The following is a 13,594-nucleotide window of genomic DNA, read 5'->3' on the forward strand; positions in this document are numbered from 1 at the left end:
TGCTCAGACCTTTCGAGCCCAGCCGCCGCCTGAGCAGCGGCCGGCATGGGCCCTCGCCACAGGGGCGAGGGAGGCGGGAGTGGTGGGCTGAAGGTGCGGGAAACCGACCTCGGCAGACACTTCCCCCTCCGGCCCTTCGGGCCACCTCCCCCTTCAGGGGGAGGATCTTTACTCCGCCGGCAGGCCGGCGCCGGCCGCGTTGATCCAGCCCACCAGGTCGCCGATGACCTTGGCGTTGGCCTGGTCGAAAGCGGCGACGATGGGGCCGACGCGGTTGTCGGCGGCCTTCACCTTGGCCTCGAACACCTGGTCGCCGACCAGGGCGCGGTCGCCGGTGCGGCTGATGACGCCGCGTACCTGGACGATGACCTCGGGCGGGGCCTTGGGGCCGTCGACATAGGCCGCCTCGAAGGTGCGGACCTCGAGCCGCAGCACCATCTGGGCCTTTGCCACCTCGCCGCGGCCGATCAGGCGGGCGCGGCCCGGATCGGCGTCGAAGGCCCGCGAGAGGGCTTCGTCGAACTGCACGCTGGCCGGGGCGATCCAGCGGGCGCCGGCGACATAGGCCGCTTCGCCGCCGGGGGCCGTGGTCAGGATGCGGTCGCCGGCCGAGGGGCGGGTGAAGACGGTCGGGGCCTTGAGCACGCCGAACATCGCGCCGGGCGGCCCCTTCGAGGCGGCCGGGGCGGTGGTTCCGAAGCGGTACATGCCCGAGGGCTTGGCCTTGGGGAACACGCTGATGCAGGCCGACAGGCTGAGCGCCAGGCCGGCGACGGCGAGGCCCGAGGCGATTTTCTTCATCGACGCGCTCACGGCTTGATCTCCACTTCCTTGGCCGGGGCCTTGCCCACCAGGCCGCGCGGGTTCTGCTCGACCTCGCCGACCAGGCGGTCGAGGGACTCGGCGGCCGACTGCAGGGTGACGATGGCCGACGACAGCTGCGGCAGGCCCGTAGAGGCGAAGTCGCTGGTCGGGCCCTCCAGGCGGCCGACCATCGAACGGACGTCCTTGGCCGCGGCCTTGATCTCGTCGGCGGCCGCGCCGAGGTCCTTGATCGCCTTGCGGCCGTCGCCGTCGACCACCCCTTGCGTCGAGCGCGAGAGGTTGGCGATCTCCTGGGCGGTGGCGTCGATGCTCTGCAGCGCCTTCTGGGCGTCGGCGATGACCGCCTTGCGCTCGCGCAGTTCGGCGGTGACGGCCTGGACGTCGGACAGGCCGGCGCTGAAGGTTTTGATGTTGCGGTCGGACAGCACGCGGTTGACGCGGTCGAGCGCCTCGATGGTGCGGGTCAGCACCGTGCCGCCGCCCTCGAGCAGGTCGGACAGGGCGCTGCGCTGGCTGCGGATGATCGGGATGTCGCCCTTTTCGACGGTGTCCTTCAGCAGCGGCTTGGTCGAGGTGCCGGCGGTCAGCTGGATGTAGTTGACGCCGGTGATGCCCTGGGGCTCCAGCGTGGCGTAGCTGTCGACGCGGACCGGCACGTCCGAGGTCAGACGGGTATGGGCGATGACGCGGTTCGGGTCGGCCTTGTCGAGCTCGATCTTGGTGACCTCGCCGACCTTGATGCCGTTGAAGTGCACCTCGCCGCCCTCCGACAGCCCGCGCACCGGGCCGACGAACAGCACGTCGTAGAGGTCGTAGTCCTTGTTGAACTGCAGCTTGGCCAGCCAGACGACGAACACCACCAGACCCATGAACAGGATCAGGCAGGCCGCGCCCACGAGGGCGTAGTTGGCGTTTCTTTCCATCAGCGGCTCCTCGCCGTAGCGCCTTTCCCGGCCGCGCGTCCGCGCGGGCCCAGGAAGTATTCCTTGATCCAGGGGTGGTCGGAGTGTTCGAGCTCCTCGACCGGGGCCTGGGCGATCACCTTCTTGTCGGCCAGGACGGCGACGCGGTCGGTGATGGCGTAGAGGCTGTCCAGGTCGTGGGTGATCATGAACACCGTAAGATCGAGGCTGTCGGACAGGTCCTTGATCAGCTCGTCGAAGGCCGCGGCGCCGATCGGGTCGAGGCCGGCGGTGGGTTCGTCGAGGAACAGAAGTTCGGGGTCGAGCGCCAGCGCCCGGGCCAGGCCCGCGCGCTTGCGCATGCCGCCCGACAGCTCGGCCGGCTTGAGGGCCCCCGCGCGCGGCGGCAGGCCGGTCAGGGCGATCTTCAGGTCGGCCAGCTCCAGGATCTCGCTCTTGGGCAGGCGGGTATGCTCGAACAAAGGCGCGGCGACGTTCTCGCGCACGGTCAGGTTCGAGAACAGCGCGCCCTGCTGGAACAGTACGCCCCAGCGGCGCTCCAGCGCCGTCCACTTGCGGCGCGAGGCCTCCTGCATGTCCTCGCCGAACAGGCGGATGACACCGCCGTCGGGGGCCTTGAGGCCGATGATGCTGTTGAGCAGCACCGACTTGCCGGTGCCCGAGCCGCCGACGACGCCCAGCACCTCGCCACGCTCGACGGTGAGGTCGAGGTCGTCATGCACGACGTTGTCGCCAAAGCGCGAGACCAGGCCGTCGACCTGGATGGGCGGGGCGGCTTCGGCCGCGTCGGGCGCCGCAGCGTGTGAGGAGGCGGCGGTCATACTTCGAGCTCCATGTAGAGCAGGGCGAAGACCGCATCGATGAAGATGATGGCGAAGATCGCGTGGACGACGGCGGCGGTGACGCGGCGGCCCAGCGACTCGACGTCGTTGCCGACCTCCATACCCTGGCGGCAGCCGATGGCGGCGATGACCATGGCCATAACCGGGGCCTTGGACATGCCGATCCAGAAGTGGGTGACGCCGACATAGTCGCTCATCCGCTGCAGGAAGAAGCCGGGCGACAGGTCCAGCGCGACCCAGACCACGACCATGCCGCCGGCCAGGCCCGCCAGGGTGGCCACGAAGGTCAGCAGCGGGATGGTCAGCAGCAGGGCGGCGAAGCGGGGCAGGATCAGCGCCTCGTAGGGATCGACGCCGATCACCTGCATGGCGTCGATCTCCTGGTTCATCTTCATCGAGCCGATCTCGGCCGCGAAGCTGGAGGCCGAGCGGCCGGCCAGCAGGATGGCGGTGATCAGGATGTTGAACTCGCGCAGCACCGACACGCCGACCAGCTCGACGCTGAACACCTGGGCGCCGAAGTCGGTCAAGAGGTTGGCGCCCAGCAGGGCCACGACCGCGCCGATGAAGAAGGTGGTGGTGGCCACGATCGGCATGGCGTCCAGGCCCGCGCGCTCGGCCAGCGAGACGATCGGGGCCCAGCGGATCTTGCGCGGGTTGATGGCGCAGCGGGCCAGGGCGGTCAGCAGGTGGCCCAGGAAGATCAGCGTGCCGTAGCCGTCGCGCAGCAGGTCGAACAGGCCCCGGCCGATGCGGTCGAGCAGGGCGACGACGCCGTGCAGGCGGTTGTCGGGCGGGCATTCGGCCTGGGTGGCCTCGCCGACCAGTTCCAGCAGGCGCAGGGTCTGGGGGCGGGCCTTGATGCTGCCCGCCGACAGCCGGCCGTCGGCGGCGCGGATGATGGCGTAGGCGCCGGCCGTGTCGCAGCGGTTCATGCCGGTGAGGTCGAGGTCGAACGACTCAGAGCCCTTCATGGCCTCGGCGAGTCGCAGGCCGGCGTCGGCCATGCCGCGCGCCGTCCAGTCCCCGGAAAGCACGACGGACTTGCCGCCGTCCTTGTCGTCCAGGGTGAATTCCGCCGGCACGCCCATCTACTGCGCTTACCCCTCGTTGCCACGAACACCCAGCCTAGCAGGGACTGTGTCGCGGGCTCAAACGCTTCAAGGCGTAGCTTGTTGCGTCATCATCATGGCCGAACACGGAAGACTTCGCTTGCAGCTTTATGCGGCGCCGCCGCAAAGGCGCCGTCAACAGGCGATAATCCAACGCTTGGTTTGTAGCGTCGCATGGGCGCGCGGCATAGAAGGGCCGCATGGAATTTGCTTCTGTCAGCCGGCGCGGCGCGCTCGGCACGCTGTCTCTCGGAGCGCTGATGGCCATGCTGCCTCGGCTTGTTGCGGCGCAACCGGCGTCGCCTTCTTCGGACAATGGAGGCGAGGCGTTCTCGCCCGACATTCTGCGCGGCATCGCCGAGCAGCTGGCCAGGAAGCCCTATCGCGCGCCGGCCGCCGGCGGTGGCGGGGGGCTGGCCGGCCTGACCTACGACGAATATTTCCGCATCCGGTTCCGCGGCGAGCACGCGCTGTGGGCCGACCGGCCGGCGCCGTTCCGCGCCGAGTTCTTCCCGCCGGCCTATCTCTATCCGCGCGTCTTCCCGATCTACGAGGTCGAGGGCGGGGTGGCGCGGCCGGTGCCGTTCGATCCTGAGATGTTCGACGTGCCGGGCGAGCACGGCGACGCAGCCAAGGCGATCGGCGGTTTCTCGGGCCTGCGCCTGCTGTGGCCGCTGAATCGCGCCGACAAGCTGGACGAGATCGCCGTCTTCCAGGGCGCGAGCTATTTCCGCAGCCTGGGTCGCGACCAGTTCTACGGCCTCTCGTCGCGGGGGCTGGCCATCGGCGCCGGCGAGCCGAACGAGGAATTCCCGAGCTTCGAGCGCTTCTGGCTGGAGCGTCCGGCCGACGGCGCCGAGACGGTGGTCGTTCACGCGCTGATGGACAGCCCCAGCTGCACGGGGGCCTACAGCTTCACGATCCGGCCGGGCCAGCAGGTGACCTTCGACGTCGCGGCCACCATCTTTCCGCGCGTGAAGATGACGAAGATGGGCGTGGCGGCGCAGAGCAGCATGTTCCTGTTCAACGTCTCGGACGGGCCGCGCGGCGATGATTTCCGCACCGCCGTGCACGACAGCGACGGCCTGGCCATGCTGACCGGGACCGGCGAGCAGATCTGGCGGCCGCTGACCAACCCGACGGCCCACCGCCTGTCGTACTTCCAGGACGAGAACCCCCGGGGCTTCGGCCTCGTGCAGCGGGCGCGGCGGCTGGAGGACTATGGCGACCTCGAGGCCCGCTACGACCTGCGGCCCAGCCTGTGGGTCGAGCCGCTGGGCCCCTGGGGCAAGGGCGCGGTGGTGCTGGCCGAACTGGCCACCCGCAAGGAGAGCGACGACAACATCGCCGTCTTCTGGCGGCCCGACGCGCCCTGGGAGGCCGGTTCGCGCGTGGACCTGTCCTACCGCCTGCACTGGGGCGGCGAGCGTCTGGGCGACGGAGAGGCGAGGGTGGTGCGCACCCGCACCGGCGCCGACGCGCAGGATGGCCTGCGGATGTTCACCATCGACCTGTCGGGTCCGATGCTGGCCGACGGGCTGGACGGCGTTAAGCTGGATATCGAGGCCAAGGGCGGCGAGACCACCTGGAGCAACATCACGCCCTATCCGCGCGCGGCCACGGCGCGGGCCGCCTTCGGCCTGAAACCCAACGGCAAGCAGGCGGAACTGAGCCTGCGCCTGACGCGTGACGGCAAGCCGATCTCGGAGACCTGGCGCTACCTCTGGACGGCGTGACGGGACGTCGCAGGGCGGCGGCCTATACGGCTTTTGCGTAAGAACCCGCCTGGGTTTCAATCTTGGTTAATGAATTGCCGTCACGGCTCTTCCGATCAGGATTCCAGTGACCAGGGGTGGCGGCATGAGCGCGCAGAACCAGCTCGACCAGCGCATGAGCTTCATGCGCTTCGACCACAAGGACCGCGCCGCGCTGCGAGCCGCCAAGCCGATCATCGACGCCGAGATCAACGGCGCGCTGGACTCGTTCTACGCCCAGGTGCGCGCCTATCCCGAGACGCGTCGCATGTTCTCGAGCGACGCCCACATCAGCAACGCCCAGGGCCGGCAGTCCTCGCACTGGCGCCGCCTGGCGACCGCCGAGTACGGCGCCGACTACCAGCAGGACGTCGCCCGCATCGGCAAGGCCCACGCCGTCATCGGCCTGGAACCGCGCTGGTACATCGGCGGCTACGCCCTGGTGGCCGAGAAGCTGATCCGCGCCATGGTCGAAAAGCGCGCCAAGGGCCTGTTCACCAACGCCAAGAACGACGGCGAGCTGGCCGACGGGCTGGTGGCGCTGAACAAGGCGATCATGCTGGACATGGACCTGGCCATCTCGACCTATCTGGAGCTGCTGCAGGACGAGCGCGACCAGCTGGAAGCCGAGCGCGCCAGCGCCGAGCAGCGCCAGGCCGACGCCGTGCGCGCGGTCGGCGACGCCCTGTCGCGTCTGGCGGCCGGCGACCTGTCGGCCCGCGTCGACGGCGCCCTGTCGCCCGAGTTCGTCAGCCTGAAGTCCGACTTCGACCAGGCCGCGGCCGCCCTCGCCGAAGCCATGGGCGCGGTCGACCGCGCCACCCGCGGCATCCGCTCGGGCGCCGACGAGATCGCCTCGGCCGCCGACGACCTGGCCATGCGCAGCGAGCAGCAGGCCGCCACCCTGGAGCAGACCGCCGCCGCCGTCGAACAGCTGACCTCGACCGTCGCCAAGACCGCCCAGAGCGCCCGCGAGGTCTCCTCGCGCGTCGGCGAGGCCGCCACCGAGGCCCAGCGTTCGGGCGCGGTCGTGACCCGCGCCGCCGAGGCCATGAGCCAGATCGAAAGCTCGTCCAACCAGGTCAACCACATCCTGGGCGTCATCGACGAGATCGCTTTCCAGACCAACCTGCTGGCCCTGAACGCCGGGGTCGAGGCCGCGCGCGCCGGCGACGCGGGCAAGGGCTTCGCCGTCGTGGCCCAGGAAGTGCGGGCTCTCGCCCAGCGCTCGGCCGAAGCGGCCAAGGAGATCAAGAGCCTGATCTCGGATTCCAGCCGCCAGGTCGGCGAGGGCGTCGAGCTGGTGCGCCAAACAGGCGACGCCCTGCGCGGCATCGTCGACAAGGTCGGCGCCATCGACAGCCTGGTCAACGAGATCGCCGCCTCGGCCAACGAGCAGGCCAGCGCCCTGACCGAGGTCAACAGCGCCGTCGGCCAGCTGGACCAGGTCACCCAGCGCAACACCGCCATGGCCCAGCGCTCGACCGACGCCACCCGCGCCCTGCGCGCCGAGGCCGCCGACCTGGCCAACCATGTGGGCGGCTTCCGGATCGGATCGAGCCATGCCGCGCCGGCTCAGCGCTACGCCGAGCCGGAACATCCGGTGCACGCCGCCCGCGCCAAGGTCGCCGCCTTCGCCCGTCCCGGGCGTTAAGGCCGGTTCCAACCTTCGGGTTTCGGAAGGGGCGCGGCCGTGAAGGTCGCGCCCCTTTTTCGTTTGGCCGACCGCGCGGCGGGACGGGGAGGGCGGACCGATCGTCGCGCCCGCAATTGTTGCGGCGCCGAGGCTGGCGTTCTTGGGCCAGCCGAGCTAGCAGACCGCCCCATGATCCGCCTCGACAACATCTCCAAGCAGAACGGCCACCAGATCCTGTTCATCGAAGCCTCGATGGGCATCCAGAAGGGTGAGAAGGTCGGCCTCGTCGGCCCGAACGGCGCCGGCAAGACGACGCTGTTCCGCATGATCACCAGCCAGGAGCAGCCCGACGACGGGCTGGTCTCGATCGATCCCGGCATGCGGATCGGCTATTTCAGCCAGGACGTCGGCGAGATGGCGGGCCAGAGCGCCGTCGCCGCGGTGATGGATGGCGTCGGCCCCGTCAGCGCCCTGGCCGCCGAGATGGCGACGCTGGAGGCGGCCATGGTCGATCCGGACCAGGCCGATCAGCTGGACGCCGTCATGGAACGCTACGGCGAGGTGCTGGAGCGCTTTCAGGAGCTGGACGGCTACGCGCTGGAAGCCCGCGCCCGCGAGGTGCTGGCCGGCCTGAGCTTCAGCCAGGAACGCATGGACGGCGACGTCGGCCTGCTGTCGGGCGGCTGGAAGATGCGCGTGGCGCTGGCCCGCATCCTGCTGATGCGCCCCGACGGCATGCTGCTGGACGAACCCTCCAACCACCTGGACCTGGAAAGCCTGATCTGGCTGGAGGCGTTCCTGAAGAACTACGACGGCGCGCTGCTGATGACCTCGCACGACCGCGCCTTCATGAACCGCATCATCGGCAAGGTGGTCGAGATCGACGCCGGCTCGCTGATCACCTATTCGGGCGACCTGGACTTCTATGACCAGCAGCGGGCGCTCAGCGAAGCGCAGCGCCAGGCGCAGTACGAGCGGCAGCAGGCGATGCTGGCCAAGGAAATCAAGTTCATCGAGAAGTTCAAGGCGCGCGCCTCGCACGCCGCCCAGGTGCAGAGCCGAGTCAAGAAGCTCGACAAGATCGAACGGGTCGAGGCCCCGCGCCGTCGCCAGACGGTGCAGTTCGAGTTCCAGAGCCCGCCGCGCTCGGGCGAGGACGTGATCAGCCTGCGGGGCGTCCACAAGGGCTATGGCGACAAGCCGATCTATGAGGCCCTCGACTTCCTGGTGCGCCGCAAGGAGCGCTGGTGCGTGCTCGGCGCCAACGGGGCCGGCAAGTCGACGCTGCTGAAGCTGGTGGCCGGCGACACCAAGCCCGACCAGGGCGCGGTCAGCATCGGCGCCAGCGTCAAGATGGGCTATTTCGCCCAGCACTCGATGGACCTGCTGGACGGCGAGGAGACGATCTTCGAGTCGCTGGAGCGTTCGTTCCCGCAGGCCGGCCAAGGGGCCCTGCGCACGCTGGCCGGCTGCTTCGGCTTCTCCGGCGACGACGTCGAAAAGCCCTGCCGCGTGCTGTCAGGCGGCGAGAAGGCCCGCCTGGTGATGGCCAAGATGCTGTTCGATCCGCCCAACCTGCTGGTGCTGGACGAGCCGACCAACCACCTGGACATGGCGACCAAGGAGATGCTGGTCGCGGCCCTGGCGGATTTCGAGGGCACGATGCTGTTCGTCTCGCACGACCGCCACTTCCTGGGGGCGCTGTCGAACCGCGTGCTGGAGCTGACGCCCGAGGGCATCCACCAGTATGGCGGCGGCTATACCGAATATGTCGCCCGCACCGGCCAGGAAGCGCCGGGCCTGCATCCGGGCGGCTAGGCCAGCCTGGGCCGCCCCTACGCCACCGGCGGCGGGGCGGTCGAGGCGCGGTGGATCAGCTCGAACGGCAGGAGCTCGTCGATCGGCTGGGCCATCGCCCCGGCCGCGCCGCCCTTGACCTGGCCCTTGATCAGCATGCGCGTGGCCAGTTCGGCCATCTCGGCGACGGGCTGGCGGACGGTGGTCAGCTGCGGGCGGGAGAAGCGGGCGCTGGGGCTGTCGTCGAAGCCGGCGACCGAGACCTCGCCGGGCACCAGCACGCCGGCCTCGGCGGCGGCGGCCAGCACGCCCAGCGCCATGTCGTCGTTGGAGGCGAAGATCGCCGTCGGGCGGTCGGGCAGCGCCAAGAGGGCCTTGGCCGCGTCGTGGCCCGACTGGAAGGTGAAGTCGCCCTGGCGGATCCAGGCCTCGTCGACGGTCAGGCCGCGGGCCTCCATCGCGGCGACATAGCCGGCGCGGCGGGCCTGGCTGGCGCCGTGGCGCGGCTCGCCGACCACGAAGCCGATGCGCTTGTGGCCAAGGCCCGCCAGGTGTTCGGTGACGTCGCGGGCGGCGGCGAAATTGTCCATGTGGACGCGCGGACCGGGGCCGTCGGCCTCTTCCGGACCCAGGCGCACATAGGGCGTACCGGCCTTGTTCAGCAGCTCCAGCACGATCTCGTTGTCTGAGCTGGGCGGGGTCAGGATCACGCCGTCGGGCTTGAGGGCCGCGAGCAGGGCGCCGACCTCCTGACGGATCTGCGGGGCCTCGTGGTCGATCAGTTCGACCAGCAGGTGATAGCCGGCGTCGCGGCATTGCAGCGTGGCGCCCAGCTGGATGCGCGACAGATAGTCGGCGCCGCGCTCGCTGCGCCAGTGGTCGATGGTCAGGGCCGCGTCGACGAAGACGGCGATGACGAAGCTCTTGGAACCGGCCAGGCTGCGGGCTGAAAGATTGGGGCTGTAGCCCAGGGCCTGGGCGGCCTCGAGCACGCGTTCGCGCATCATCGGGCGCACGTTCGGCTCGTTGTTCATGACCCGCGAGACGGTCTTGATCGAAACCTCGGCGCGCGCCGCCACGTCGTAGATGGTCACCGACGCCATCGGTTTGCCGCTTCCCCCGCTTCGAACTCACTGGTCGGATCGAGCCCGCGGACGCGGACTCAACCGTTTGTCCGAGCCTAGAGCATTTGTCGCACGGAACGCGACCCCGGCGGCGACGAAAAAACTCGGGGACGGCGCCGATGGCCCCTTGCCGGGCGCAGGCGGCGCGGCGAAGGTCGCCGGGCAGGCGAACGCGGCGGCTTTAAATGACCGCGTCGGTCACAGGGAGCAGCCATGTCGCGGAGCGGCGCCAGCCGGCCGGTTGAACCGGTTCGGCCGAGTTTCATCGCCGCCTTCACCATCGCCCAGATGGGCGCGTTCATCAGCTTCATGCCGCTGATCCAGGTGCTGCTGCCGCTGAAGGCCGCCGCGCTGGATCCCGCCCAGAAGGCCGTGGTTCTCAGCCAGACGGCGTTCTGGGGCGCGCTCATCGCCAGCATCGCCAACCTGCTGGCCGGCGCGATCAGCGACCGCACCACCTCGCGCTTCGGCCGTCGGCGCCCGTGGCTGCTGATCGGCCTCGTCGGCACCGTGCTGGCCTATGGCGCGATCATGCTGGCCGACAGCCGGCTGGAGCTGATCCTCGGGGTCATCGTCTTCCAGCTGGCTTTCAACATGCTGTTCGCCGCGCTGCTGGCCCTGCTGCCCGACCGCGTGCCCGACGCCCAGAAGGGCCGGGTGGCGGCCTTCCTGAGCCTTGGCCATCCGATCGGAGCCGTGGCCGGGGCGGTTCTGGTCGGCGGCCTCTTGACCTCGGAGGCCTCGCGCTATGCCGCCATCAGCGTGGTGCTGGTGCTGGCCATCGCGCCCTTCGCCCTGCGCCTGAAGGATCCGCCGATCACCGCCGACGCGACCGAGCGCTTCAGCCTGGTAGGGTTCCTGAAAGGACTGTGGGTCGACCCGCGCAAGCATCCCGACTTCGCCCTGGCCTGGGTCAGCCGGTTCATGGTGCTGGTCGCGATCACCCTGACCCAGTGCTACATGCTCTACTACCTGCAGGACGCGCTGAACTATCCGGCGCTGTTTCCCGGCCGGCGGGCCGAGCAGGGGCTGGCGCTGCTGACCACCGTGGCGACCGTCGCCAACGTGACCTGCGCGATGCTGTTCGGCATGCTGAGCGACCGCCTGGGACGGCGAAAGCTGTTCGCGGCCGGGGCGGCGATGATTCTGGCGGCGGCCATGGTGACCTTTTCGCTGACCCCTGGCTGGGCGGTGGTGCTGGTCGGCTTCGTGGTCTTCGGCTGCGGGGCGGGCTGCTACTACGCCGTCGACATCGCCCTGGTCAGCCAGGTGCTGCCCTCGCAGGACGACGCGGGCAAGGATCTGGGGGTCATCAACCTCGCCAACACGCTGCCCCAGGCCCTGGCGCCGGTGCTGGCGGTGTGGTTCCTGGGGCCCAGCCGCACCGACTATCACGCGCTGTTCCTGGTGGCCGCGGGGCTGGCCATGGCTGGCGGTCTGGCGATCCTTCCGATACGGGGCGTGCGTTAGGTTCGGATTCGATCAAGATCGTCCTCTTCGATCGTCATCCCGGGCGAAGGCGCAAAGCGCCGTAGACCCGGGACCCAGGAGCAACCGCAGTGCGCCGGCCCCTGGGTCCCGGCTCTCCGCTTCGCTGCGGCCGGGATGACGACGGATGGGGTTGGTCGCGTGTTGCGGGCCGCATTGAATTGAGCAGACTTCGCCAGATCCGCCGTGCCCCAGTTCCTGACCATCACCGATCCCGCCGATCCGCGCGTGGCCGCCTATCGCGACATCAAGGAGCGCGACCTGGTGGGCCGGGAAGGGCGGTTCATCGCCGAGGGCGAGACGGTGCTGCGGGCCTTCGTGCGCGACGCAGCCGATCGGGTGGAATCGTTGCTGATCGACCCCAAGCGTCGCGACAAGCTGTCAGAGGTGTTCGCCGGCTTGGCCGACGAGACCCCGGTCTACCTGGTCGAGCAGGCGGTGCTGGACGCCGTGGCCGGCTTTCACCTGCATCGCGGGGTGCTGGCGGTGGGGCGCAAGCCCGACGCGATCCCGGCCGCCGACCTGCTGGCGAGCCTGCCCGAGCGGGCGGTGGTGCTGGCGCTGTTCGGCATCGCCAACCACGACAATCTGGGCGGCATTTTCCGCAACGCCGCCGCCTTCGGGGCCGATGCGGTGCTGCTGGACGCCGACTGCTGCGATCCGTTCTACCGCAAGGCCATCCGCGTCTCGGTGGGCGCGACCCTGAGCGTGCCCACGGGCTACATCGCGCGCGGCGAGGACGCGGTCGACCTTCTGCGCAGGGCGGGCTTCACGCCGCTGGCCCTGACGCCGTCGGCGGGACGCATGCTCGCCGAGCTCGAACCTCCGGCGAGGGCGGCGGCGCTGCTGGGCGCGGAGGGGCCGGGGCTGTCGGCCGACGTCATCGCCAGGGCCGAGGGGATCGGCATCCCGATGGCCAATGGCTTCGACTCGCTGAACGTGGCGACCACCAGCGGGATCGTGCTGCATCACCTGAGGTTCGGCGGTCGCTGAGCTTGTCCACCGGTTACCGAGGGCCTTAAGGTCCCCGCGATTTGTAAAGCTTGGAGGGAACGTCATGCCGCAACTGAACCGCCGGAGCGCCTTCGCCCTGCTGACGGGCCTCGCCGCCCTGTCGACCGCGAGCATGGCCAGCGCCGCGCGCAAGCCGGCCGTGCCCGAGCCGAGCGAGGTGCGGCCGCTGTGGCCCAATGATCCGCCGGGCTCGGCGGGGGTGACGGCGCAGGAGACGGTGACCGAGCGCAGCGACGGCAAGGGCCCGCGCGACCGGGCCGTGACCCACACGCGCAAGCCGACGCTCAGCCTGTTCCGTCCGCGCAAGCCCAACGGGGCGGCGGTGATCCTGATCCCCGGCGGCGGCTACGAGCGCGTCGTGATGGACAAGGAGGGCTTCGAGACCGCCCAGTGGCTGGCCGATCGCGGCTACACCTGCTTCGTGCTGCTCTACCGCCTGCCGGGCGACGGCTGGGGCGCGGGGCCGGATGCGCCGCTGCAGGACGCCCAGCGTGCCCTGCGCCTGGTGCGCTCGTGGGGGCCGGGCATGAAGTTCGACGCCAACCGTATCGCCATCATGGGCTTCTCGGCCGGCGGGCACCTGGCGGCCAGCCTGACCACCCGCTTCGAGGCCCGGGTCTATGACCGTGTCGACGCGGCCGACGATCTTTCCGCGCGCCCGGATCTGTCGGCCCTGATCTATCCGGTAATCACCATGGTGGCCGGGACCACCCACGCCGGCTCGCGCAAGCAGCTGCTGGGCGCCAGTCCGTCGTTCGAGGCGGTGCAGGCCTATTCGGCCGAAACCGGGGTGGGCGGCCGCACGCCGCCGGTGTTCCTGGTCCACGCCGCCGACGACAAGGCCGTGCCGGTCGAGAACAGCCTGATGATGTTCGCCGCCCTGAAGGCCAAGGCGATCCCGGCCGAACTGCACGTCTTCGAGGAGGGCGGCCACGGTTTCGGCCTGCGCTCGATCGCCGGCAAACCGGTCGAGGTCTGGCCGACCCTGTTCGAGGCCTATGCGAAGAAGAAGGGGATCTGAGGGAGGCTCCTTTGACCCCTCTCTCTAAGAGAGAGGGAGGGGCCCGCCGCGAAGCGGT

11 protein-coding genes and 1 pseudogene are annotated in these 13,594 nt (G+C 69.9%); 7 read left to right on the top strand and 5 right to left on the bottom strand.

Annotation, left to right across the window (positions count from 1 at the left end):
* Positions 1–168: 168 nt before the first annotated feature.
* Genes P7A99_RS12745 through P7A99_RS12760 form a run of 4 tightly spaced genes read right to left on the bottom strand, consistent with a single transcriptional unit; the run spans position 169 to position 3,681 of the window.
* A complete protein-coding gene (locus tag P7A99_RS12745; RefSeq protein ID WP_347276692.1) occupies positions 169–813 on the bottom strand; it encodes an ABC-type transport auxiliary lipoprotein family protein in 645 nt (214 codons plus the stop codon).
* Positions 810–1,748: an MlaD family protein gene (locus tag P7A99_RS12750; protein WP_277794215.1), complete on the bottom strand. Its 939-nt coding sequence runs from the start codon at positions 1,746–1,748 to the stop codon at positions 810–812. Before P7A99_RS12750 ends, P7A99_RS12745 begins: the two co-directional genes overlap by 4 nt.
* Positions 1,748–2,569: an ABC transporter ATP-binding protein gene (locus tag P7A99_RS12755; RefSeq protein ID WP_277794216.1), complete on the bottom strand. Its 822-nt coding sequence runs from the start codon at positions 2,567–2,569 to the stop codon at positions 1,748–1,750. The genes P7A99_RS12750 and P7A99_RS12755 overlap by 1 nt, the downstream gene beginning before the upstream one ends.
* A complete protein-coding gene (locus P7A99_RS12760) occupies positions 2,566–3,681 on the bottom strand; it encodes an ABC transporter permease (RefSeq protein ID WP_277794217.1) in 1,116 nt (371 codons plus the stop codon). Before P7A99_RS12760 ends, P7A99_RS12755 begins: the two co-directional genes overlap by 4 nt.
* A gap of 221 nt (positions 3,682–3,902) precedes the next feature.
* On the opposite strand from P7A99_RS12760, the gene P7A99_RS12765 reads away from it, so the two are divergent.
* The 3 genes from P7A99_RS12765 to P7A99_RS12775 all read left to right on the top strand — a co-directional run bounded on the left by P7A99_RS12765 (position 3,903) and on the right by P7A99_RS12775 (position 8,910).
* Positions 3,903–5,438, top strand: a complete 1,536-nt coding sequence (locus P7A99_RS12765; protein ID WP_277794218.1) for a glucan biosynthesis protein — start codon at positions 3,903–3,905, stop codon at positions 5,436–5,438.
* A 124-nt stretch (positions 5,439–5,562) separates the two neighbouring features.
* Complete coding sequence (locus tag P7A99_RS12770; RefSeq protein ID WP_277794219.1) at positions 5,563–7,110, top strand: globin-coupled sensor protein; 1,548 nt, start codon at positions 5,563–5,565, stop codon at positions 7,108–7,110.
* A gap of 171 nt (positions 7,111–7,281) precedes the next feature.
* On the top strand, positions 7,282–8,910 hold the full coding sequence (locus tag P7A99_RS12775) for an ABC-F family ATP-binding cassette domain-containing protein (protein WP_277794220.1): 1,629 nt from the start codon (positions 7,282–7,284) through the stop codon (positions 8,908–8,910).
* A 17-nt stretch (positions 8,911–8,927) separates the two neighbouring features.
* Here P7A99_RS12775 and P7A99_RS12780 read toward each other — a convergent pair whose 3' ends face one another.
* On the bottom strand, positions 8,928–9,992 hold the full coding sequence (locus P7A99_RS12780; protein ID WP_277794221.1) for a LacI family DNA-binding transcriptional regulator: 1,065 nt from the start codon (positions 9,990–9,992) through the stop codon (positions 8,928–8,930).
* A 234-nt stretch (positions 9,993–10,226) separates the two neighbouring features.
* Between P7A99_RS12780 and P7A99_RS12785 the strand changes: the two genes are divergently transcribed.
* The 4 genes and pseudogenes from P7A99_RS12785 to P7A99_RS12800 all read left to right on the top strand — a co-directional run bounded on the left by P7A99_RS12785 (position 10,227) and on the right by P7A99_RS12800 (position 13,536).
* Entirely contained in the window at positions 10,227–11,483 is a 1,257-nt protein-coding gene (locus P7A99_RS12785) for an MFS transporter (RefSeq protein ID WP_277794222.1), read from the top strand.
* A gap of 65 nt (positions 11,484–11,548) precedes the next feature.
* Positions 11,549–11,623, top strand: a pseudogene (locus P7A99_RS25210) (hypothetical protein); the annotation flags it as partial.
* Between the two features lie 64 nt (positions 11,624–11,687).
* Positions 11,688–12,494, top strand: coding sequence for a TrmH family RNA methyltransferase (locus P7A99_RS12795; RefSeq protein ID WP_277794223.1), 807 nt, complete (start codon positions 11,688–11,690; stop codon positions 12,492–12,494).
* 64 nt (positions 12,495–12,558) lie between these two features.
* Entirely contained in the window at positions 12,559–13,536 is a 978-nt protein-coding gene (locus P7A99_RS12800; RefSeq protein WP_277794224.1) for an alpha/beta hydrolase, read from the top strand.
* Positions 13,537–13,594 lie beyond the last annotated feature (58 nt).

It is taken from the genome of Caulobacter endophyticus, from assembly GCF_029543245.1.
In the GTDB taxonomy this organism is placed as follows: Bacteria; Pseudomonadota; Alphaproteobacteria; order Caulobacterales; family Caulobacteraceae; genus Caulobacter; species Caulobacter endophyticus_A.